Raw genomic sequence first — 21,742 nt, 5'->3', positions numbered from 1 at the left:
GTGGACCTCGTCGTCCGCAGGGCGGGACGGGCCGGGCACGGTGCCCTCGCCGGGACCGGGCGTGACAGACTGACGCGGTGTTGCGTTGGCTGACTGCAGGTGAATCGCATGGTCCGGCTCTGGTGGCGTTGTTGGAGGGGGTTCCCGCCGGGGTGGCGGTGACTTCCGGTGACATCGCAGGTGAGTTGGCGCGTCGTCGGCTCGGCTACGGCCGGGGTGCGCGGATGGCGTTCGAGCAGGATGAGGTCGAGGTCGTCGGTGGCCTGCGGCACGGGTTGACGTTGGGTAGTCCGGTGGCGATCCGGGTGGGTAATTCGGAGTGGCCGAAGTGGCGGACGGTGATGGCCGCCGACCCGGTCGATGCGGACGAGTTGGCGAGTCAGGCCCGTAACGCCCCGTTGACGCGTCCCCGGCCGGGTCATGCTGATCTGGCCGGGATGCAGAAGTACGGCCACACGGATGCGCGGCCGATCCTGGAGCGGGCCAGCGCCCGGGAGACCGCCGCGCGGGTGGCCGTGGGCACCGTGGCGAAGGCGTTGGTGAAGCAGGCCCTCGGCATCGAGATCGTGTCGCACGTGGTGGAACTCGGGTCGGTGGCGGTGAAGTCCGGTTTGCGGCCGACGCCCGAGGACGCTGAGCGGATCGACGCGGACCCGTTGCGGTGTCTCGACCCGGACGCGAGCGCGCGGATGGTCGCGGAGGTCGACGCGGCGAAGAAGGCCGCGGACACCCTCGGTGGGGTGGTGGAGGTGTTGGCGTATGGGGTGCCGCCGGGTCTGGGTAGTCACGTGCAGTGGGACCGCAAGCTCGATGCCCGGTTGGCCACCGCGTTGATGTCGATTCAGGCGATCAAGGGTGTGGAGATCGGGGACGGCTGGCAGCAGGCGCGGTCCCGAGGCTCGGAGGCGCACGACGAGATCATGCCCACCGCGACCGGGGTCCGTCGGGTCACCGACCGGGCCGGTGGTTTGGAGGGTGGGATCACCACAGGTGAGCCGGTGCGGGTGCGGGCGGCGATGAAACCGATCTCGTCGTTGAACCGGGCCCTGGCCACGGTGGATGTGACCACGGGTGAGCCGGCGACGGCGATCAACCAGCGCAGCGACGTGTGTGCCGTTCCCGCTGCTGCGGTGGTGGCGGAGGCGATGGTGGCGTTGGTGCTGGCGGAGGCGGCGGTGGAGAAGTTCGGTGGTGACTCGGTGGCCGAGATCCGCCGTAACCTGACCGGCTACCTCGACAGCCTGATCATCCGGTGAGCAGCGGCTGTCAGGAAAGGCTGAACCAGTGACGAAGCCTGTCTGTGTGCTGGTCGGGGCACCCGGTTCCGGCAAGAGCACCGTCGGCGCGGAGCTGTCCACCCTGCTCGGGGTGGCGTTCCGGGACACCGACACCGACATCGAGCAGATGGCGGGCAAGCCCATTCCGGAGATCTTCATCGACGAGGGTGAGGCGCACTTCCGGGCCCTGGAGCAGGCCGCGGTGCTGGCGGCGTTGACGTCGCACGCCGGGGTGCTCGCCCTGGGAGGTGGGGCGATCCTCGCCGAGGAGAACCGGGCCGCGCTGGTCGGGCACACCGTGGTGCACCTGTCGGTGGAGTTGACCGACGCGGTGAAGCGGGTCGGGCTCGGCGCCGGCCGGCCGTTGCTGTCGGTCAACCCGCGCGCCACCCTGAAGCACCTGATGGACCAGCGTCGGCCGCTCTACGCGGAGGTCGCGACCGCTACGGTGGTCACCGACGGCCGTGCGCCGGAGGAGATCGCCGCCGAGATCGTCGCCCTGCTCAAGCCCTGACCGTCCCCACCCGACGCCGGACCGGCGTCGACCCGTTCCGACGGGGTTCGGGCCGCCAGGTCGCCAGCAGGGCCAGGGCGAGCAGGATCTCGGCCAGGTCGCCGACGTAGTACATCAGGGTCGCCGCAGTCCTGAGCTGGGCGGCCGGGGCGGCGGCGTCGACCAGGCCGGCGTACATCAGCTGGGCGAGGGTGGCGTGGGCGGCAACGGAGAGGCCCAGCACCACCAGGCGTACCGGCACGCCGGGGCGGTGCGGTCCGGGGTCGGGGCCGGCGATCGACCAGGTGAAGACGTACCCGCTGACCAGGAAGTGCAGCAGCAGCACCGGGTGCATGCCGGGATGGGTCAGGGTGACCCGGTACAGCGGCGTCAGGTGCAGCAGGTAGAGGCCGCCGGCGGTGAGCAGCAGCCCGGTGACCGGATGGCTGGCGACCGTCACGGCCGGCCGGCGCAGCAGCCGCAGGGCGGCCCGGCCGGTGCGGGGTGTGACGCTGCGCAGCGCCAGTGTGCCGGGTGCGCCGAGCACCAGCCCGAGCGGTGCGAGCATGCCGACCAGCAGGTGCTGCCACATGTGCCCGACCAGGTCGTGCGCGGGCAGCAGCAGGGCCACCGCGAGCAGTGCGGTGCCCGCGCCGAAGCTGGCGGTGCGCCAGTGGCTCCACCCGCCCCGTCCCGGGTCGCGTTGGCGCAGCGCGGCGGCCAGGTAACCCCAGAACACCACCGGGGGTACGAGCAGCAGCAGCCCCACCCCGCCGCCGTGTGTCCCGGTCATCGCCGCCCGGCGCAGGTGTCCACGGCCGTGGCCCGGCGCTGCACCGCCCAGCCGAGGGCCACCAGTGCCGCCCCGAGCAGCAGGAAGCCGACGTCCCAGGCGGTCTGGTGCGGGCCGCCGTGCACGTGGTGGATGCCGAGCAGGTGGTGGTCGACGATCCCCTCGACCAGGTTGAACAGTCCCCACCCGACCAGCGCCCAGCCCCAGAGTGCGCCGGAGCGCCACAGCCGGCCCCGGGACCGGGTGACCCGGGAGTAGAGCAGGGCCAGCCCGGTGAGCACCGCCACCCAGGTCACCACGTGGAACAGCCCGTCCCACAGGGTGTTCATCTGCAACCCGGGCACGGTGTCCACCGGGTACGCCCTGATCCCGACGTTGTCGCTGCCGGTGCTGCTGAGCATGTGGTGCCACTGGAGCACCTGGTGCAGGACGATGCCGTCGACGAAGCCGCCGAGGCCGACGCCGAGGACGATGGCCGGGAGCCGGATGTCCGCGCCGTCGACGGTGGTGCTGCCCATGGGGTTCCTCCACGTTCGGGTCGGCACGTTCGGGTCGGTCCCGTCCCCGGTGCCCGGGTCCCGTGGGGCTAAACGCCGGCCCGGCCCCCGGGTCACGCCGGGGTGGGCCGCCATCAGGTGGACACTCCCCGTGCCGGAGCCGACGCTGGACTAGGCTGCCGGCGATGGACGAGGTGACCCGGATTCCGGTCGGCGGCGAACGGCCGTACGACGTACTGGTCGGGCGGGGCCTGCTGGCCGAGCTGCCCGCGTTGCTGCCCGATGCGACCCGGACGGCGGTGCTGTACGCGCCGCCCCTGCGGGCGTTGGCCGAGGAGATCGGCGAGCGGTTGGCCGGGGCGGGGATCACCCCGCTGGCGATCGAGGTGCCCGACGCCGAGGCGGGCAAGCGGGTCGAGGTGGCCGCCGACTGCTGGGAGCAGCTCGGGGCGGCCGGCTTCACCCGTACCGATGCGGTGGTCGGGGTGGGCGGCGGTGCGGTGACCGACCTGGCCGGCTTCGTCGCGGCCTGCTGGTTGCGCGGGGTGCGGTGGGTGCCGGTGGCGACCTCGCTGCTCGGCATGGTCGACGCCGCCGTCGGCGGCAAGACCGGGGTGAACACGGCGGCCGGCAAGAACCTGGTGGGGTCCTTCCACCCGCCGGTCGGGGTGCTGGCCGACCTGGGCACACTTGACAGCCTCCCGCCGGCCGACCTGGCCGCCGGGCTGGCCGAGGTGGTCAAGTGCGGTTTCATCGCCGACCCGGTGATCCTGGACCTGGTCGAGGCGGACCCGGCGGCCGCCGTCGACCCGACCGGCCCGGTGGCCCGGGAGCTGATCGAGCGGGCGATCCGGGTGAAGGCCGACGTGGTCTCCGGTGACCTGCGCGAGTCGGGGGTGCGGGAGGTGCTCAACTACGGGCACACGCTGGCGCACGCGATCGAGAAGGTCGAGGGGTACCGCTGGCGGCACGGGCACGCGGTCTCCGTCGGCACCGTGTATGCCGGCACGCTCGCCCGGCTGGCCGGGCGGCTCGACGCGGCGACCGCCGAGCGGCACCGCCGGGTGCTGTCCGCGCTGGACCTGCCGACCAGCTACCCGGCGGACGCCTGGCCGGACCTGCTGGCGGCGATGCGGGTGGACAAGAAGGCCCGGGGGAGCCGGTTGCGGTTCGTGGTGCTCGACGGTCTGGCCCGTCCGGCGATCCTGGACGGCCCGGACGACGAACTGCTGCACGCCGCCTACCGGGAGGTCAGCCGGTGACCGGCCCCGACACCCCCCGGGTGTACGTGCTCAACGGGCCGAACCTGGGCCGGCTGGGCACCCGCCAGGTCGACGTGTACGGCGTGACCAGCTATGCCGACCTGGTGACGCTCTGCGTCGAGACGGGCCGTGAGCTGGGGTTGGACGTGGTGGTGCGGCAGACCGACGCGGAACACGAACTCGTCGGCTGGCTGCACGGGGCGGCGGACGAGGGCGCGTCGGTGGTGCTCAACCCGGCGGCCTGGTCGCACTACTCGATCGCGGTCCGCGACGCCTGCGCGTTGCTGCGTGCCCCCCTGGTCGAGGTGCACATCTCCAACATCCACGCCCGGGAGGAGTTCCGGCACCACTCGGTGGTGTCGGCGGTGGCCACCGGGGTGATCTGCGGTCTGGGCGTGGACGGCTACCGGCTCGCGCTGCGGCACCTCGCCACCCGGCTCGCCGGGGCCGACTGAACCACCGCCCGTTACTCTGTGTGATTGTCGGCCCGGTCCGTGGGGGTGTGGCGGGCCTCCGTTGACGGCCCCGCCGCCGATTAGACGCAGCTAGTAGACTTGTCAGGTCTGTCCGCCAATTGATGATCAAGGCAGGAAATGGCATCCACCAACGACCTCAAGAACGGCCTGGTACTCAACCTCGACGGGGAGCTGTGGTCCGTCGTCGAGTTCCAGCACGTCAAGCCCGGTAAGGGTGGGGCGTTCGTCCGCACGACGCTGAAGAACGTGCTGTCCGGCAAGGTCGTCGACAAGACCTTCAACGCGGGCACCAAGGTCGAGACCGCCACCGTCGACAAGCGCACCATGCAGTACCTGTACGCCGACGGTGAGGACTACGTCTTCATGGATCTGGAGACGTTCGACCAGATCACCGTCCCCGGCGGCACCGTCGGCGAGGCCGCCAACTACCTCCTCCCCGAGGCCGAGGCGACCGTCGCCACCCACGAGGGTGTGCCGCTCTACATCGAGCTGCCCACCAGCGTGGTGCTCCAGGTCACCTACACCGAGCCGGGTCTGCAGGGCGACCGGTCGACCGGCGGCAACAAGCCGGCCACCGTCGAGACCGGCGCGACCGTGCAGGTGCCGCTGTTCATCACCACCGACGAGAAGATCAAGGTCGACACCCGCGACGGCCGTTACCTCGGCCGAGCCTGATGGCCGAGGGCGCCAAGCAGCAGATGCCGGCGCGCCGCAAGGCGCGCAAGCGGGCGCTGGACGTGCTCTTCGAGGCCGACCTGCGGGACCGGCCCCCGGTCGAGGTGCTCGCCGGCTACGTCGAGCGGATCGAGAAGCCGCGTCCGGAACACCTGGACTACGCGATCGGTCTGGTCGAGGGGGTCGCCGGGCATCTCGACCGGATCGACGAGGTGATCGCCAGCTACGCCGAGGGCTGGACCCTGGACCGGATGCCGGCGGTCGACCGCAACCTGGCCCGGATCGCCGTCTACGAGCTGCTCTACGTCGACGAGATCGACGACGCGGTGGCGATCAGCGAGGCGGTGGAGCTGGCCCGGCAGATGTCCACCGACGATTCGCCGCGTTTCCTCAACGGCATCCTCGGCCGGATCGCCGAGTACGCCACCCGCTGAGCGTGGTCGCCCGTGCCCTGCGTGGCGTGGGCGGACCCGCACGCTGTGACGAGAAGGGCCCGTGCCGGACGGCACGGGCCCTTCTCGGTGCGTGACCGCGGATCAGGAGGCGAAGAACGCCCGCGGGTCGGCGACCAGCACACCGTGCTCGGTGAGCCGTTCGATCAGACCGGACGGCGAGGCGTCGTAGACGATCGCCAGGGCGCGCAGGTCGTCGGCGCGGATGGAGAGCACCCGGCCGTTGTAGTCGCCACGCTGCTGCTGGATGGCACGGGCGTAGCGGGCGACGTAGGCGAGGTCCTCGGAGGCCTCGTCGTACAGCCGCTCCAGGTCGAGGACGATCTTGCTGGTGGGCTCGTGCCGTACCCCGCTGCCGTCGGGCAACAGCTCCGAGACGGGAACGCGGTAGAAGTCGGCCAGCTCCGCCAGTCGGGACACGGTGACGGCCCGGTCGCCGCGCTCGTACGAGCCGACCACCACCGCCTTCCAGCGTCCGTTCGACTTCTCCTCCACCCCCTGCAGGGACAGGCCCTGCTGCTGGCGGATGGAGCGCAGGCGGGCGCCCAGCGACTTGGCGTATTCAGAGGGCATTCGGACACTCCCAGTGCTGTGCTTGGGGTTCTCCCCGCGATCGCTACGGAGCGTGACGGTACGGGGATTGCGACACGTGGTCAAGTGCTCGTGACATTCCCATCGGAGATAGCGGGTGAGTTGTCCGCATTTCGCCGTCCTGATCCGGGGATCAGTGGGTCGCGGCGAACCGCCAGGTGACCGCTGGTAACGTGGCCGCCAGCCCCGGTCGGGCCCCACGACCCGACCGGACACCCCCGACATCCTTTAACGACCCGTCCCGTGAGGCGGGGAAGGAGGTCCGCTGTGGCCTGCCCACCGGCTGCCCACCCGTCGCCCGAGCGGCAACCCTCGGTGAAGGTGATCCTCGCCAGCGCCGACGTCCAGCGCGTCGTCGACCGGATCGCCCACCAGATCCTGGAGAAGACCCAGGGCGCCGCCGACACCGTCCTGCTGGGCATCCCCACCCGGGGCGCCCCGCTGGCCCGGCGGCTCGCCGCCCGGATCAGCACCTTTGAGGACGTCGACGTCCCGGTCGGGGTGCTCGACATCACCCTCTACCGCGACGACCTGCGCCGGCACGCCACCCGCGCGGTCGGCCCGACCCAGCTTCCCCCCGGCGGCATCGACGGCAAGCGGGTCGTCCTCGTCGACGACGTGCTCTTCTCCGGCCGTACCGTCCGGGCCGCCCTCGACGCCCTCAACGACGTCGGCCGGCCCGCCTCGGTGCAGCTCGCCGTGCTGGTCGACCGGGGGCACCGCGAGCTGCCGATCCGCGCCGACTACGTCGGCAAGAACATCCCGACCGCGCTCGCCGAGAGCGTCAAGGTCACCCTCGTCGAGACCGACGGCGCCGACGAGGTACGGCTCTGCGGGGGGACCCGGTGAACCCGACCCGACGCTACCCGGCAGGCCCGAACGAGAGGCGGCCCCGCTCATGATCAGACACCTGCTCTCCGGGGGCGACCTGGACGCCGGCACCGCCACCGAGATCCTCGACACCGCCGCCGAGATGGCCACGGTCGCCGGCCGGGAGGTCAAGAAGCTGCCGGCGCTGCGCGGCCGGACGGTGGTGAACCTCTTCTACGAGGACTCCACCCGGACCCGGATCTCGTTCGAGGCCGCCGCCAAGCGGCTCAGCGCCGACGTGATCAACTTTTCCGCCAAGGGTTCCAGCGTCACCAAGGGCGAGAGCCTGAAGGACACCGCGCTGACCCTCCAGGCGATGGGGGCCGACGCGGTGGTCGTCCGGCACCCCGCCTCCGGGGCCCCGCACCGGCTGGCCAACTGGGTGGACGGCTCGGTGGTCAACGCCGGTGACGGCACGCACGAGCACCCGACCCAGGCGCTGCTCGACGCGTACACCATGCGGGCCCGCCTGGGCCGGCTCGCCGGCCTGCACGTGGCGATCGTCGGCGACGTGCTGCACTCCCGGGTGGCCCGCTCCAACGTGCTGCTGCTGAGCACCCTCGGCGCCAAGGTCACCCTGGTCGGTCCGCCGACGCTGATCCCGGTCGACTGGGCCGCCCGCGCCGGCGTCGGGTCCGTGGCGACCGACGCCGACCCCGGCACCGACGTCTGCTACGACCTCGACGCGGTGCTGCCCGGGGTGGACGTGGTGATGATGCTGCGGGTGCAGCGGGAACGGATGAACGACTCCTACTTCCCCTCGGCCCGCGAGTACGCCCGCCGCTACGGGCTGGACGGCCCGCGCCTGCGCCGGCTGCCCGAGCACGCGATCGTCATGCACCCCGGGCCGATGAACCGGGGGATGGAGATCACCCCCGAGGTCGCCGACTCACCCCGCTCCACCATCGTCGAACAGGTCGCCAACGGGGTCTCCGTGCGGATGGCCGTGCTCTACCTGCTGCTCGGAGGGAACAACCGGTGACCGCGTACCTGATCAAGAACGTGAGCGTCGTCGGCGGCGCGCCGACCGACCTGCTGATCCGCGACGGCGTCGTGGCCGAGACCGGCACCGGGCTGGACGCGCCGGACGCCGCCGTCGTCGACGGCACCGGGCTGGTCGCCCTGCCCGGCCTGGTCGACCTGCACACCCACCTGCGCGAACCCGGCCGGGAGGACGCCGAGACCGTGGAGTCCGGCTCCCGGGCGGCGGCGCTCGGCGGCTACACCGCGGTCTGCGCGATGGCGAACACCTCGCCGGTCGCCGACACCGCCGGCGTCGTCGAGCAGGTGTGGCGGCTCGGCCGGCAGGCCGGGCTGGTCGACGTGCAGCCGATCGGCGCGGTCACCGTCGGCCTGGCCGGCGAGCGGCTGGCCGAGTTGGGCGCGATGGCCGACTCGCCGGCCCGGGTGCGGATCTTCTCCGACGACGGGCACTGCGTCGCCGACCCGAAGCTGATGCGCCGGGCCCTGGAGTACGTCAAGGCGTTCGACGGGATCATCGCCCAGCACGCCGAGGAGCCCCGGCTCACCGAGGGCGCGCAGATGCACGAGGGTGAGGTCTCCACCCGGCTCGGGCTGACCGGCTGGCCGGCCGTCGCCGAGGAGGCGATCATCGCCCGGGACGTGCTGCTCGCCGAGCACGTCGGCAGCCGGCTGCACGTCTGCCACGTCTCCACCGCCGGCAGCGTCGAGGTGCTGCGCCAGGCCAAGGCGCGCGGGGTACGGGTCACCGCCGAGGTCACCCCGCACCACCTGCTGCTCACCGACGAGGTGGTGGCCGGGCGTGGCGCGTTGGCCAGCCCCGCGCTCGGGGCCGACTGGAGCCCGACGGCCAGCTACGACCCGGTGTTCAAGGTCAACCCGCCGCTGCGCACCGGCACCGATGTCGCCGCGCTGCGCGCCGCGCTCGCCGAGGGCGTCATCGACGTCGTCGCCACCGACCACGCCCCGCACGCCGTGGAGGACAAGGAGTGCGAGTGGGCGTACGCCAGGCCGGGCATGCTCGGCCTGGAGACGGCGCTGTCCATCGCCCTCGACGTGCTCGGCCCCCGGTGGGACCTGATCGCCGACCGGATGTCCCGGACCCCGGCCCGGATCGCCGGCCTCGACGACCACGGCCTCGACCCGGCGCCCGGGGTGCCGGCGAACCTGACCCTGGTCGACCCGGCCGCCCGCCGGGTGGTCGAGCCCGCGGAGCTGGCCAGCCGCAGTCGCAACACCCCGTACGCCCGCATGACGCTGCCGGGTCGCATCGTGGCGACCTTCCTGCGCGGCGAGCCGACGGTCCTGGACGGAAAGGCTGTCAAGTGATCCGAGCGAGGAACGTAGCGGAGCGGAGTCCCGCAGTCCGGATCGGAGGGGACGCGTGATCCGAGCGAGGAACGTAGCGGAGCGGAGTCCCGCAGTCCGGATCGGAGGGGACGCGTGATCCGAGCGAGGAACGTAGCGGAGCGGAGTCCCGCAGTCCGGATCGGAGGAGACGCAGCATGGTGAAACGTAGGTCCGCGATCCTCGTGCTGGAGGACGGGCGCACCTTCCACGGTGAGTCGTACGGCAGTGTCGGGGAGACCTTCGGCGAGGCGGTCTTCAACACCGGGATGACCGGCTACCAGGAGACCCTGACCGACCCGTCCTACCACCGGCAGGTGGTGGTGCAGACCGCCCCGCACATCGGCAACACCGGGGTCAACGGCGAGGACGACGAGTCCGACCGGATCTGGGTCGCCGGGTACGTGGTCCGCGACCCGGCCCGGATCGGCTCCAACTGGCGGGCCACCGGCGGCCTGGAGGACCGGCTCGGCGTCGAGGGCGTGGTCGGCATCGCCGGGGTGGACACCCGGGCGCTCACCCGGCACCTGCGGGAACGGGGCGCGATGCGGGTCGGCATCTCCAGCGTCGAGGACGACCCGCGTGCCCTGCTGGAGCGGGTCCGGCAGTCCCCGCAGATGGTCGGCGCGGACCTGTCCGCCGAGGTGAGCACCGCCGCGCCGTACGTGGTCGAGGCGGAGGGTGAGCACCGGTACACCGTCGCCGCGCTGGACCTGGGCATCAAGCGCAACGTGCCGCGGCGGCTGGCCGCCCGGGGGGTCACCACCCACGTGCTGCCCGCCGGCTCCACCATCGACGACCTGCTGGCCACCGGCGCGGACGCGGTCTTCTTCTCGCCCGGCCCGGGTGACCCGGCCACCGCCGACGGGCCGGTGGCGCTGGCCCGGGAGGTGCTGAGCCGGCGGATTCCGCTGTTCGGCATCTGCTTCGGCAGTCAGATCCTCGGCCGGGCGCTGGGCTTCGGCACCTACAAGCTCGGCTACGGCCACCGGGGCATCAACCAGCCGGTGCTCGACCGGGCCACCGGCAAGGTCGAGGTGACCAGTCACAACCACGGCTTCGCGGTGGCCTGGCCGGGCCGCGGCGACGGGCCGGCCGGTGCGGTCGTCCCCGACCAGGTCATCGAGACCGAGTTCGGTGGCGTGCAGGTGTCGCACGTCTGCCTCAACGACAACGTCGTCGAGGGGCTGCGGGCCGTGGACGTGCCCGCCTTCACCGTCCAGTACCACCCGGAGGCGGCAGCCGGCCCGCACGACGCCGACTACCTCTTCGACCGTTTCGCCGAGCTGATCGAGGGCCGTGGCCCCGACGGGCAGCCCGGCGCGGGCCGGAACCACAGCGAGGGGCGCACGAATGCCTAAGCGCGACGATCTCAAGCACATCCTGGTGATCGGCTCCGGGCCGATCGTGATCGGACAGGCCTGCGAGTTCGACTACTCCGGCACCCAGGCCTGCCGGGTGCTGCGCAGCGAGGGGATCCGGGTCAGCCTGGTCAACTCCAATCCGGCGACCATCATGACCGACCCGGAGTTCGCCGACGCCACCTACGTCGAGCCGATCACCCCGGAGTTCGTCGAGCTGGTCATCGCCAAGGAGCGGCCCGACGCCCTGCTGCCCACCCTGGGCGGGCAGACCGCGTTGAACACGGCGGTCGCCCTGCACGCGGCCGGGGTGCTCGACAAGTACGGCGTCGAGCTGATCGGCGCGAACATCGAGGCGATCAACCGGGGTGAGGACCGCCAGCTGTTCAAGGAGATCGTCGCCAAGGCCGGCGTCCGGCTGGGGCTGGCCGACCCGGACGCGCTGGTGCCCCGCTCGCGGGTCTGCCACTCGATGGACGAGGTCCGCGAGACGGTCGCCGAGCTGGGCCTGCCGGTGGTGATCCGGCCGTCGTTCACCATGGGTGGCCTGGGTTCGGGCATGGCGCACACCGACGAGGACCTGGACCGCATCGCCGGGGCCGGCCTGGCCGCCAGCCCGGTGCACGAGGTGCTCATCGAGGAGAGCGTGCTCGGTTGGAAGGAGTACGAGCTCGAACTGATGCGCGACCGGCACGACAACGTGGTGGTGGTCTGCTCGATCGAGAACGTCGACCCGATGGGCGTGCACACCGGCGACAGCGTCACGGTCGCCCCGGCGATGACGCTCACCGACCGGGAGTACCAGAACCTGCGTGACCTGGGCATCGCGGTGCTGCGCGAGGTCGGGGTGGACACCGGCGGCTGCAACATCCAGTTCGCGGTGAACCCGGCCGACGGCCGGATCGTGGTGATCGAGATGAACCCCCGGGTGTCCCGGTCGTCGGCGCTGGCGTCGAAGGCCACCGGCTTCCCGATCGCCAAGATCGCCGCGAAGCTGGCCATCGGCTACACCCTCGACGAGATCCCCAACGACATCACGTTGAAGACGCCCGCCGCGTTCGAGCCGACGCTGGACTACGTGGTGGTGAAGATCCCCCGGTTCGCGTTCGAGAAGTTCCCGGGCGCGGACCCGGAGCTGACCACCACGATGAAGTCGGTAGGCGAGGCGATGAGCCTGGGCCGGAACTTCACCGAGGCGCTCAACAAGGCGATGCGGTCGATGGAAACCAAGTCGTCGGGTTTCTGGACCACCCCGGACCCGCAGGGCGCGACGCGGGAGAACACCCTCGCCGCGCTGGGGATGCCGCACGACGGCCGGCTCTACACCGTCGAGCGGGCGCTGCGGCTGGGCGCGTCGGTCGCCGAGGTCTCGGCGGCCTCCGGCGGGATCGACCCGTGGTTCCTGGACCAGATCGCCGGTCTGGTCGAGCTGCGGGCCGAGATCGTGGCCGCCCCGGTGCTCGACGCCGGGCTGTTGCGCCGGGCCAAGCGGGCCGGGCTGTCCGACCGGCAGCTCGCCGCGCTGCGCCCGGAGCTGGCCGCCGAGGACGGGGTACGCACCCTGCGGCACCGGCTCGACGTGCGGCCGGTCTACAAGACGGTGGACACCTGCGCCGCCGAGTTCGAGGCGACCACCCCGTACCACTACTCCACGTACGACGAGGAGACCGAGGTCGCCGCGTCGGACCGGCCCAAGGTGCTGATCCTGGGGTCCGGGCCGAACCGGATCGGCCAGGGCATCGAGTTCGACTACTCCTGCGTGCACGCCGTCCAGGCGCTGCGGGCCGCCCCGCGCGGTACGGCGGGCGCCGTCGCGGCGGACGCGGCCGGTTCCGTCGGCTACGAGACCGTGATGGTCAACTGCAACCCGGAGACGGTCTCCACCGACTACGACACCGCCGACCGGCTCTACTTCGAGCCGTTGACCTTCGAGGACGTGCTGGAGGTCTGGCACGCCGAGGACTCGTCCGGCCGGGCGGCCGGCGGCCCCGGCGTGGTCGGGGTGATCGTTCAGCTCGGCGGGCAGACCCCGCTGGGGCTGGCGCAGCGGCTCAAGGACGCCGGGGTGCCGGTGGTGGGCACCTCCCCGGAGTCGATCCACCTGGCCGAGGAGCGCGGCGCGTTCGGCCTGGTGCTGGCCCGGGCCGGCCTGCGCGCCCCGGCACACGGCATGGCCACCTCGTACGACGAGGCGAAGGCGATCGCCGACGAGATCGGCTACCCGGTGCTGGTCCGCCCGTCGTACGTGCTCGGCGGGCGGGGCATGGAGATCGTCTACGACGACGCCACGCTGCGCGACTACATCGGCCGGGCCACCGACATCTCCCCGGACCACCCGGTGCTGGTCGACCGGTTCCTCGACGACGCCATCGAGATCGACGTCGACGCGCTCTGCGACGCCGACGGCGAGGTCTACCTCGGTGGGGTGATGGAGCACATCGAGGAGGCCGGCATCCACTCCGGCGACTCGTCGTGCGCGCTGCCGCCGATCACGCTGGCCGGCTCGCACCTGAGCGAGGTGCGCCGCTACACCGAGGCGATCGCCCGGGGCGTGGGGGTGCGTGGGCTGCTCAACGTCCAGTACGCCCTCAAGGACGACATGCTCTACGTGCTGGAGGCGAACCCGCGGGCGTCCCGGACGGTTCCGTTCGTGTCGAAGGCCACCGCCGTGCCGCTGGCCAAGGCGGCGGCCCGGATCGCGCTCGGCGCGACCATCGCCGAGCTGCGCGCCGAGGGGCTGCTTCCGGCGACCGGTGACGGCGGCGAGCTGCCGCCGGACGCCCCGATCGCGGTGAAGGAGGCGGTGCTGCCGTTCAAGCGGTTCCGCACCCCGACCGGCAAGGGCGTCGACTCGCTGCTCGGCCCGGAGATGAAGTCCACCGGCGAGGTGATGGGCATCGACACCAGCTTCGGGCACGCGTTCGCCAAGAGCCAGTCCGCCGCGTACGGCTCGCTGCCGACCACCGGGAGGATCTTCGTCTCGGTGGCCAACCGGGACAAGCGGGCCATGATCTTCCCGATCAAGCGGCTGGCCGACCTGGGCTTCGAGATCGTCGCCACCGCCGGCACCGCGGAGCTGCTGCGCCGGCACGGCATCGCCTGTGAGCAGATCCGCAAGCACTACCAGAGCGGCGAGGGCGCGGACGCGGTGTCGATGATCCTCGCCGGCGACGTGGCCCTGGTGGTGAACACCCCGCAGGGTTCGGGCGCGAGCGCCCGCTCGGACGGCTACGAGATCCGCAGCGCCGCCGTCACGGCCGACATCCCGTGCATCACCACCGTGCCGGGGGTGGCGGCGGCGGTGATGGGCATCGAGGCCCGCATCCGGGGCGACATGCGGGTGCGCCCCCTGCAGGAGCTCCACGCCGCCCTCCGGGCCGCCCAGTGACCCCCGACCCCCACCCCCCGCTCACCCCGCACCCCCCGCTCGAGGGCGTCGGCCGGGAGGGAACATGATGTTCGAGCGGGGTGTACGGCGGGCGCTGTTCCGGATCGGCGGCGGCGACGCGGAGGCGGCGCACGACTGGACGCTGCGCCGGTTGGCGACCCTGTCCCGGCGGCCGGCGGCGCTGGCGCTGCTGCGGGCCCGCAACCTGCACCGGGCGCCCCGGACGGTGTTCGGGGTGGAGTTCCCCAATCCGGTGGGCCTGGCGGCGGGGATGGACAAGAACGGGGTGGCCCTGCCGGCCTGGCCCGCGCTCGGGTTCGGCTTCGTCGAGGTGGGCACGGTCACCGCGCACGCCCAGCCGGGCAACCCCCGACCCCGGCTGTTCCGGCTGCCCGACAGCGCGGCCGTGATCAACCGGATGGGCTTCAACAACGCCGGGGCGCAGGCCCTGGCCGACCGGCTGGCCGCCGCGCCCCGCCCGCTGGGGGTGCCGCTGGGCATCTCGCTGGGCAAGTCCAAGGTGACCCCGCTGGAGGACGCGGTCGAGGACTACCTCACCTCGTACCGGGCGTTGCGCGGGTACGGCGACTACTTCGCGGTCAACGTCTCCTCACCGAACACCCCGGGGCTGCGCTCGTTGCAGGACAAGGCGCACCTGGACGCCCTGCTGGCCGCCCTGGTGGGGGAGAAGGCGGTGCTGGTGAAGATCGCCCCGGACCTCACCGAGCCGGCCGTGGCGGAGCTGCTGGAGGTGTGCCTGGCCCGGGGTGCGGCCGGCGTGATCGCCACCAACACCACGCTGGCCCGCGACGGGCTCGCCCCCGCCGACCGGGACCGGGGCGTGGAGACCGGTGGCCTGTCCGGCCGTCCGCTGACCGGGCGGGCCCGGGAGATGGTCGCGTTCGTGCACCGGGAGACCGGGGGGCGGCTCCCGGTGATCGGGGTCGGCGGGATCCTCGACCCGGACGACGCGGCCCGGATGTTCGACGCGGGGGCCAGCCTGGTCCAGCTCTACACCGGGTTCATCTACCGGGGTCCGGCCCTGGTGCGGGCCGCCGCCCGGGTTCCGGCGGGTGACCGGGCGGTGAGCGGCCGGTGAGCCGGCGGGCGCGTCCGGGGTTCCGGTCGTGCCCGCCCGGAGCGCCCGTCCGCCCCGACGCCGCCACCGACGAGGGTACGGAGGAGCACGCGTGACGCCCGAGGAGATCCTGACCGTCGACCGGGCCCGCGTCTGGCACCCGTACGCGGCGCTGCCGCCGGCCCACCCGCCGTACGTGGTGGACAGGGCGCAGGGTGTCCGGCTGCGGTTGGCCGACGGCCGGGAACTGGTCGACGGGATGTCGTCGTGGTGGGCGGCGATCCACGGTTACCGGCATCCGGTGCTGGATGCGGCCGTCACCGACCAGCTCGGCCGGATGAGTCACGTGATGTTCGGCGGGCTCACCCACGAGCCGGCGGTCCGGTTGGCCGAGACGCTCGTCGAGTTGGCCCCGGACGGCCTGGAACACGTCTTCCTGGCCGACTCGGGTTCGGTGTCGGTCGAGGTGGCGATCAAGATGTGCCTGCAGTACCAGCGGGCCACCGGTCGGCCGCGGCGTCGTCGGCTGGGCACCTGGCGGGGCGGTTACCACGGCGACACGTTCCACCCGATGAGCGTCTGCGACCCGGAGGGCGGCATGCACCACCTCTGGGGTGACGTGCTGCCCCGGCAGGTCTTCGCGCCGGTGCCGCCCGGTGGCTTCGCCGACCCGCCCGACCCGGCGTACGTGACGGCGTTGACCGACGCGGTCGCCCGGCACGCCGACGAGTTGGCGGCGGTGATCGTCGAGCCGGTGGTGCAGGGGGCCGGCGGGATGCGGTTCCACCATCCCGGGTACCTGCGGGTGCTGCGCGAGGTGACCCGGGCGCACGGGGTGCTGCTGATCTTCGACGAGATCGCCACCGGGTTCGGCCGGACCGGGTCGATGTTCGCCGCCGGGCACGCCGGGGTGACCCCGGACGTGCTCTGTGTGGGCAAGGCGCTCACCGGCGGCTACCTCACCCTGGCGGCGGCGTTGTGCACGCCGGAGGTGGCCCGGGGCATCTCCGCCGACGGGGTGCTGGCCCACGGGCCGACGTTCATGGGCAACCCGTTGGCCTGTGCCGTCGCCAACGCCTCCCTGGGGCTGCTGCGGGCCGGCGACTGGGCGGCCGGGGTGGCGCGGGTGGGTGCGGGGCTACGGGCCGGTCTGGAGCCGTTGCGGGGCGCGCCGGGGGTGGCGGACGTCCGGGTGCTGGGCGCGATCGGTGTGGTGCAGCTCGACCACGAGGTGGACCTGGCGGCGGCGACGGCCGCCGCGGTGGAGCGGGGTGTGTGGCTGCGTCCCTTCCGGGACCTGGTGTACACGATGCCGCCGTACGTGACCGGGGACGACGACGTGGCCCGGATCGCGGCCGGGATCGCCGCCGCCGTGGCGGCCGGCTGAGCACCGGGGGCCGGGACCGGGGCGGCGACCGTCGCCCTGTAGCAGGGGAGCACGAGACGAGAGGGAGCAACGGATGGAGACCTTCGGAACCCGTCTGCACCGGGCGGTGGCCGAACGCGGGCCGCTCTGTGTGGGCATCGATCCGCATCCGGGTCTGCTGGCCCGATGGGGCCTTGAGGACGACGTCGACGGTCTGGAACGGTTCGTCCGGACCGTCGCGGAAGCGCTCGGTGACCGGGTTGCGGTGTTCAAGCCTCAGTCGGCCTTCTTCGAGCGATTCGGGAGCCGCGGGGTGGCGATTCTTGAGTCAACTATCCGACAGTTACGTGATGTTGGCGCGCTCGTTCTTCTCGACGCCAAGCGTGGCGACATCGGTTCGACGGTCGCCGCGTACGCCTCCGCGTACCTTGATCCATCCAGCCCGATGTATGTCGACGCGCTCACGGCGAGCCCCTACCTGGGAGTAGGTTCGCTGGCCCCGATGTTCGAGACGGCCGCCGCGCACGGTGGCGGGGTCTTCGTGTTAGCGCTCACCTCGAACCCCGAGGGTGCGGAGGTGCAGCGTGCCGTCACCTCCGGTGGGCGTACCGTCGCACAGCTTGTTATCGATGAGATTTCCCAGCTCAACAGGGGTGCCGAGCCGCTGGGAAGCTTCGGATTGGTGGTCGGCGCGACCATCGGCGCCACCGGTCACGACCTGTCCCGGGTCAATGGCCCACTGCTCGCTCCGGGCCTCGGAGCGCAGGGTGCGACGGCCGCCGATCTACCCACCGTGTTCGGTCCGAACCTGTCCGCAGTGTTGCCGTCGTACTCCCGGGAGGTGCTCAACGCGGGTCCGGACGCCGACGCGTTGCGGGCCGCGGCGGCCCGGGTGGCGGCCGACTGCCGGCGCATTCTGGCTTCCGGACACTGACTGACGGCTCGGTCACTTTACGTTGATCATCGCGCGTCCACGTTGCCGAAAACTCCGTCGAACGCTAGTTTTCCCCGCGCTGGGAACCACGGACCCCTTTGGTTGCCAGCGACACCACGTTTCACAGAGCGGCGGTGCGTTCCGCCCGTCGCGATAGGGACCTGAGGAGAACTGGTGCCGCTCCCGTCACTGACCCCCGAGCAGCGCGCTGCCGCGCTGGAAAAGGCCGCGGAGATCCGCAAGGCCCGTGCTGAGCTGAAGGAGCAGCTCAAGCAGGGCAAGACCACCCTGGCCGCCGTCCTTGCGCGAGCCGAGTCCGACGACGTCGTCGGCAAGCTCAAGGTGTCGGCCGTGCTGCAGGCGATGCCGGGTATCGGCAAGATCCGGGCCACCCAGATCATGGAGAAGCTCAAGATCGCCGACAGCCGCCGCCTGCGTGGCCTGGGCGAGCAGCAGCGCAAGGCGCTGCTTGGAGAGTTCGCCGCCAACTGACCGCCGCAGCAGGTACAAACAAGCGGTGAGCACGGATGAGGAGGCGTGCCCGGCGGCACGGCTCACCGTCCTGACCGGACCTTCGGGTGCCGGCCGGGGCGGTGTGGTCGAGGCGGTCCGGGCGCGTTCTCCCGCCGTGTGGGTGCCGGTCCCGGTGACCACCCGGGCACCTCGCACCGGCGAGTCTGACGGCGTCGACCGGCTCTTCCGGGAGCCGGCCGAGTTCGACCGGATGATCGCCGCGGGCGAGCTGCTGGAGTGGTCCCGGGCCGGGCCGTACCGCCGGGGCACGCCGCGCGCCCCGCTGACCGAGTGCCTGACGCGGGGCCGGCCGGTGCTGCTGCCGCTGGACCCGCCCGGGGCGCTGGTCGTCCGCGCGGCCCTGCCGCAGAGCAGGCTGGTGCTGCTACTGCCGCCGGGACACCACCCGGACCCGGCCCTGGCGGCCTTCGCCGCGCGCGCCGTCCACCACGACCACACCGAGCGCGCCGCCGCTGAGCTGGTAGGCTTGCTCGGTTCGTCCTAATCTGGCTCCCGTCCGACCGCATAATCGTGGTCGGGCGACCGGCCGCCCAGCGCGGCCGAGCGACCAGCCACTTCAGAGGCAGAGGTATTTCGTGGGATCCATCGCCAACCCCGAGGGCATCACCAACCCGCCGATCGACGAGCTGCTCGAGAAGACCACCTCGAAGTACGCGCTGGTGATCTTCGCCGCCAAGCGGGCGCGTCAGGTCAACGCCTACTACAGCCAGCTCGGCGAGGGCCTGCTCGAGTACGTCGGCCCGCTCGTGGAGACCACCCCGCAGGAGAAGCCGCTCTCCATCGCGATGCGCGAGATCAACGCGGGCCTGCTCACCGCCGAGCCGACCGACCAGCCGTAACCCCCGTACCCCCGATGTCCGCCGAGATCGTGCTCGGAGTCGGCGGTGGCATCGCCGCCTACAAGGCGTGCGAGCTGCTGCGGCTGTTCACGGAGTCGGGCCACCGGGTCCGGGTCGTGCCGACCGCGTCGGCGCTCCGCTTCGTCGGGGCGCCGACCTGGGCGGCGCTGTCCGGCCAGCCGGTCGCCGACGACGTCTGGTCTGCGGTGCACGAGGTGCCCCACGTGCGGCTCGGCCAGCAGGCCGACCTGGTGGTCGTCGCGCCGGCCACGGCGGACCTGCTCGCCCGGGCCGCCCACGGCCTCGCCGACGACCTGCTCACCAACACCCTGCTCACCGCCCGCTGTCCGGTGGTGCTCGCCCCGGCGATGCACACCGAGATGTGGGAGCACCCCGCCACCGTCGCCAACGTGGCCACCCTGCGCTCCCGGGGGGTACGGGTGATCGAGCCCGCCGTCGGCCGGCTCACCGGCGCCGACAGCGGCAAGGGTCGGCTACCCGACCCGGCCGAGATCTTCGCCGTCGCCCGCCGGGCCCTCGCCCGGGGCATCGACGCCCCCGCCGATCTGGCCGGCCGGCACCTGGTGGTCACCGCCGGCGGCACCCGCGAACCCCTCGATCCGGTCCGTTTCCTCGGCAACCGGTCCTCCGGCAAGCAGGGCTACGCGTTCGCCCGGGCCGCCGTCGCCCGGGGCGCCCGGGTCACGCTGATCGCCGCCAACGTCTCGCTGCCCGACCCCGCCGGGGTCGACCTGGTCCGGGTGGGTACCACCGAGGAACTGCGCACCGCGACCCTGGCTGCCGCCGCCGACGCCGACGCGGTGGTGATGGCGGCGGCACCGTCGGACTTCCGGCCGGCGACCTACGCGACCGGAAAGATCAAGAAGTCGGACGACGGCAGCGCGCCGACCATCGCGCTGGTCACCAACCCGGACATCGCCGCCGAGCTGGGCCGTCGCCGTCGACCGGAGCAGGTGCTGGTGGTGTTCGCCGCCGAGACCGGCGACGCCGAGGCCAACGGCCGGGCCAAACTCGCCCGCAAACGCGCCGACCTCGTCGTCGTCAACGAGGTCGGCGTCGACAAGGTCTTCGGCGCCGAAACCAACGCGGCCACCGTCATCGGTGCCGACGGCAGCGTGCACCGCCTGCCCGAGCAGGCCAAGGAGGATCTGGCCGACCGGGTCTGGGACCTCGTACGCGATCGGTGGCCCGCCCGTTCCTGAACGGTGGATGCCGCCTCGCCCGGTCGTGAGCGGTACGCGAGGGTGACTAGACTGCTGCGGAACGATTATCTAAAGAGCTTAGGAGTGCCGTGACACGCCGCCTCTTCACGTCCGAATCGGTCACGGAAGGCCACCCGGACAAGATCGCTGATCAGATCAGTGACGGGATCCTCGATGCCCTGCTGAGGCAGGATCCGCACAGTCGGGTGGCGGTCGAGACCCTGATCACCACGGGTCAGGTCCATGTCGCCGGCGAGGTGACCACCAAGGCGTACGCCGACATCCCGACCATCGTCCGCGAGACGATCCTCGGCATCGGTTACGACTCGTCGAAGAAGGGCTTCGACGGCGCCTCCTGCGGCGTCAGTGTCTCCATCGGCGCGCAGTCGCCGGACATCGCCCAGGGTGTCGACAACGCCTTCGAGTTGCGGACGGGTGCGTCGGAGAGCGCGTTGGACGCGCAGGGTGCCGGCGACCAGGGCATGATGTTCGGCTTCGCCTGCTCCGAGACGCCTGAGCTGATGCCGCTGCCGATCGCGCTCGCCCACCGGCTGGCTCAGCGGTTGTCGGCGGTGCGGAAGGACGGCACGATCCCGTACCTGCGGCCCGACGGTAAGACGCAGGTGACCATCGAGTACGAGGGGCTGCGTCCGGTACGGCTGAACACCGTCGTGGTGTCCAGCCAGCACGCCGCCGACATCTCGCTGGACTCGCTGCTGACCCCGGACGTGCGGGATCATGTCATCGCCCCGGAGTTGGAGAGTCTGGGTCTGGACACCGAGGATTACCGGCTGTTGGTCAACCCGACCGGCCGGTTCGAGATCGGTGGTCCGATGGGTGACGCCGGTCTGACCGGTCGGAAGATCATCGTGGACACCTACGGCGGGTACGCCCGGCACGGTGGTGGCGCGTTCTCCGGCAAGGATCCGTCGAAGGTCGACCGTTCGGCGGCGTATGCGATGCGGTGGGTGGCGAAGAACGTGGTCGCCGCCGGCCTCGCCGAGCGCTGTGAGGCGCAGGTCGCGTACGCGATCGGCAAGGCCCACCCGGTCAGCCTCTTCATTGAGACCTTCGGGACGGAGAACGTGCCGGTGGAGCGGATCGAGCGGGCTGTGGGTGAGGTGTTCGACCTGCGTCCGGCTGCGATCATCCGGGACCTCGACCTGCTGCGTCCGATCTACCGGCAGACCGCGGCCTATGGGCACTTCGGCCGGGAGCTGCCGGAGCTGACCTGGGAGAACACCGACCGGGCCGCCGACCTGAAGTCGGTAGCGGGCGCCTGACCGGCACCACGCCCAGCGACCG

Annotated in this window: 21 protein-coding genes and 1 pseudogene; 19 read left to right on the top strand and 3 right to left on the bottom strand. The window is 72.1% G+C overall.

Going from position 1 to position 21,742, the window contains the following annotated elements; genetic code table 11:
* Positions 1-77: 77 nt before the first annotated feature.
* Together aroC and JQX11_RS26145 are read left to right on the top strand one after the other, a co-directional pair.
* On the top strand, positions 78-1,256 hold the full coding sequence (gene aroC, locus JQX11_RS26150; protein ID WP_204927594.1) for a chorismate synthase: 1,179 nt from the start codon (positions 78-80) through the stop codon (positions 1,254-1,256).
* A gap of 28 nt (positions 1,257-1,284) precedes the next feature.
* Entirely contained in the window at positions 1,285-1,791 is a 507-nt protein-coding gene (locus tag JQX11_RS26145; protein ID WP_204927593.1) for a shikimate kinase, read from the top strand.
* On the opposite strand, the gene JQX11_RS26140 is transcribed toward JQX11_RS26145, so the two are convergent.
* Together JQX11_RS26140 and JQX11_RS26135 are read right to left on the bottom strand one after the other, a co-directional pair.
* Positions 1,781-2,563 (bottom strand): cytochrome c oxidase assembly protein, encoded by a 783-nt coding sequence (locus JQX11_RS26140; RefSeq protein WP_204927592.1) that lies wholly within the window; start codon positions 2,561-2,563, stop codon positions 1,781-1,783. The genes JQX11_RS26145 and JQX11_RS26140 overlap by 11 nt on opposite strands.
* Positions 2,560-3,081 (bottom strand): DUF2243 domain-containing protein, encoded by a 522-nt coding sequence (locus JQX11_RS26135; protein ID WP_204927591.1) that lies wholly within the window; start codon positions 3,079-3,081, stop codon positions 2,560-2,562. Before JQX11_RS26135 ends, JQX11_RS26140 begins: the two co-directional genes overlap by 4 nt.
* A gap of 164 nt (positions 3,082-3,245) precedes the next feature.
* Between JQX11_RS26135 and aroB the strand changes: the two genes are divergently transcribed.
* From aroB to nusB, 4 genes are all read left to right on the top strand, one after another.
* Complete coding sequence (aroB, locus tag JQX11_RS26130) at positions 3,246-4,322, top strand: 3-dehydroquinate synthase (RefSeq protein WP_204927590.1); 1,077 nt, start codon at positions 3,246-3,248, stop codon at positions 4,320-4,322.
* Positions 4,319-4,777: a type II 3-dehydroquinate dehydratase gene (gene aroQ, locus JQX11_RS26125; protein WP_204927589.1), complete on the top strand. Its 459-nt coding sequence runs from the start codon at positions 4,319-4,321 to the stop codon at positions 4,775-4,777. The genes aroB and aroQ overlap by 4 nt, the downstream gene beginning before the upstream one ends.
* 138 nt (positions 4,778-4,915) lie before the next feature.
* Entirely contained in the window at positions 4,916-5,473 is a 558-nt protein-coding gene (efp, locus tag JQX11_RS26120) for an elongation factor P (protein WP_088645221.1), read from the top strand.
* 23 nt (positions 5,474-5,496) lie between these two features.
* Positions 5,497-5,907 (top strand): transcription antitermination factor NusB, encoded by a 411-nt coding sequence (nusB, locus tag JQX11_RS26115; protein WP_204927718.1) that lies wholly within the window; start codon positions 5,497-5,499, stop codon positions 5,905-5,907.
* 102 nt (positions 5,908-6,009) lie between these two features.
* Here the strand turns inward: nusB and bldD are convergent, their stop codons facing one another.
* Positions 6,010-6,498, bottom strand: coding sequence for a transcriptional regulator BldD (bldD, locus tag JQX11_RS26110; protein WP_013285505.1), 489 nt, complete (start codon positions 6,496-6,498; stop codon positions 6,010-6,012).
* A gap of 285 nt (positions 6,499-6,783) precedes the next feature.
* On the opposite strand from bldD, the gene pyrR reads away from it, so the two are divergent.
* The 13 genes and pseudogenes from pyrR to metK all read left to right on the top strand — a co-directional run bounded on the left by pyrR (position 6,784) and on the right by metK (position 21,720).
* Positions 6,784-7,365, top strand: coding sequence for a bifunctional pyr operon transcriptional regulator/uracil phosphoribosyltransferase PyrR (pyrR, locus tag JQX11_RS26105; RefSeq protein WP_088645219.1), 582 nt, complete (start codon positions 6,784-6,786; stop codon positions 7,363-7,365).
* A gap of 49 nt (positions 7,366-7,414) precedes the next feature.
* Positions 7,415-8,368: an aspartate carbamoyltransferase catalytic subunit gene (locus tag JQX11_RS26100; protein ID WP_204927588.1), complete on the top strand. Its 954-nt coding sequence runs from the start codon at positions 7,415-7,417 to the stop codon at positions 8,366-8,368.
* Positions 8,365-9,696 (top strand): dihydroorotase, encoded by a 1,332-nt coding sequence (locus JQX11_RS26095; protein ID WP_204927587.1) that lies wholly within the window; start codon positions 8,365-8,367, stop codon positions 9,694-9,696. The genes JQX11_RS26100 and JQX11_RS26095 overlap by 4 nt, the downstream gene beginning before the upstream one ends.
* A 179-nt stretch (positions 9,697-9,875) precedes the next feature.
* On the top strand, positions 9,876-11,075 hold the full coding sequence (gene carA, locus JQX11_RS26090) for a glutamine-hydrolyzing carbamoyl-phosphate synthase small subunit (protein ID WP_307826365.1): 1,200 nt from the start codon (positions 9,876-9,878) through the stop codon (positions 11,073-11,075).
* Positions 11,068-14,463 (top strand): carbamoyl-phosphate synthase large subunit, encoded by a 3,396-nt coding sequence (gene carB, locus JQX11_RS26085; protein WP_204927585.1) that lies wholly within the window; start codon positions 11,068-11,070, stop codon positions 14,461-14,463. The genes carA and carB overlap by 8 nt, the downstream gene beginning before the upstream one ends.
* 64 nt (positions 14,464-14,527) lie before the next feature.
* Positions 14,528-15,562, top strand: coding sequence for a quinone-dependent dihydroorotate dehydrogenase (locus JQX11_RS26080; protein ID WP_204927584.1), 1,035 nt, complete (start codon positions 14,528-14,530; stop codon positions 15,560-15,562).
* 91 nt (positions 15,563-15,653) lie between these two features.
* Entirely contained in the window at positions 15,654-16,928 is a 1,275-nt protein-coding gene (locus JQX11_RS26075) for an adenosylmethionine--8-amino-7-oxononanoate transaminase (RefSeq protein WP_204927583.1), read from the top strand.
* Between the two features lie 73 nt (positions 16,929-17,001).
* Positions 17,002-17,841: an orotidine-5'-phosphate decarboxylase gene (gene pyrF / locus JQX11_RS26070; RefSeq protein WP_204927582.1), complete on the top strand. Its 840-nt coding sequence runs from the start codon at positions 17,002-17,004 to the stop codon at positions 17,839-17,841.
* A gap of 174 nt (positions 17,842-18,015) precedes the next feature.
* Entirely contained in the window at positions 18,016-18,333 is a 318-nt protein-coding gene (mihF, locus tag JQX11_RS26065) for an integration host factor, actinobacterial type (RefSeq protein ID WP_067309448.1), read from the top strand.
* A 25-nt stretch (positions 18,334-18,358) separates the two neighbouring features.
* Positions 18,359-18,890 (top strand): annotated as a pseudogene (locus JQX11_RS26060) (guanylate kinase); the annotation flags it as partial.
* A 60-nt stretch (positions 18,891-18,950) separates the two neighbouring features.
* Positions 18,951-19,214 (top strand): DNA-directed RNA polymerase subunit omega, encoded by a 264-nt coding sequence (gene rpoZ, locus JQX11_RS26055; RefSeq protein WP_007075826.1) that lies wholly within the window; start codon positions 18,951-18,953, stop codon positions 19,212-19,214.
* Between the two features lie 14 nt (positions 19,215-19,228).
* Positions 19,229-20,437: a bifunctional phosphopantothenoylcysteine decarboxylase/phosphopantothenate--cysteine ligase CoaBC gene (gene coaBC, locus JQX11_RS26050; protein ID WP_204927580.1), complete on the top strand. Its 1,209-nt coding sequence runs from the start codon at positions 19,229-19,231 to the stop codon at positions 20,435-20,437.
* 89 nt (positions 20,438-20,526) lie between these two features.
* A complete protein-coding gene (gene metK / locus JQX11_RS26045; protein WP_204927579.1) occupies positions 20,527-21,720 on the top strand; it encodes a methionine adenosyltransferase in 1,194 nt (397 codons plus the stop codon).
* Positions 21,721-21,742: the final 22 nt, after the last annotated feature.

It is taken from the genome of Micromonospora humida (assembly GCF_016901255.1).
In the GTDB taxonomy this organism is placed as follows: Bacteria; Actinomycetota; Actinomycetes; order Mycobacteriales; family Micromonosporaceae; genus Micromonospora; species Micromonospora wenchangensis.
This window is presented reverse-complemented; position numbering and strand designations above follow the sequence as displayed.

Bases quoted from the DNA above. Each gene is read 5' to 3' on its own strand.
- JQX11_RS26080 (WP_204927584.1), top strand. From the start codon at position 14,528: ATGATGTTCGAGCGGGGTGTACGGCGGGCGCTGTTCCGGATCGGCGGC.
- coaBC (WP_204927580.1), top strand. From the start codon at position 19,229: ATGTCCGCCGAGATCGTGCTCGGAGTCGGCGGTGGCATCGCCGCCTAC.
- JQX11_RS26140 (WP_204927592.1), bottom strand. From the start codon at position 2,563: ATGACCGGGACACACGGCGGCGGGGTGGGGCTGCTGCTGCTCGTACCC.
- efp (WP_088645221.1), top strand. From the start codon at position 4,916: ATGGCATCCACCAACGACCTCAAGAACGGCCTGGTACTCAACCTCGAC.
- bldD (WP_013285505.1), bottom strand. From the start codon at position 6,498: ATGCCCTCTGAATACGCCAAGTCGCTGGGCGCCCGCCTGCGCTCCATC.
- JQX11_RS26100 (WP_204927588.1), top strand. From the start codon at position 7,415: ATGATCAGACACCTGCTCTCCGGGGGCGACCTGGACGCCGGCACCGCC.
- carB (WP_204927585.1), top strand. From the start codon at position 11,068: ATGCCTAAGCGCGACGATCTCAAGCACATCCTGGTGATCGGCTCCGGG.
- nusB (WP_204927718.1), top strand. From the start codon at position 5,497: ATGCCGGCGCGCCGCAAGGCGCGCAAGCGGGCGCTGGACGTGCTCTTC.
- pyrF (WP_204927582.1), top strand. From the start codon at position 17,002: ATGGAGACCTTCGGAACCCGTCTGCACCGGGCGGTGGCCGAACGCGGG.
- JQX11_RS26135 (WP_204927591.1), bottom strand. From the start codon at position 3,081: ATGGGCAGCACCACCGTCGACGGCGCGGACATCCGGCTCCCGGCCATC.
- aroB (WP_204927590.1), top strand. From the start codon at position 3,246: ATGGACGAGGTGACCCGGATTCCGGTCGGCGGCGAACGGCCGTACGAC.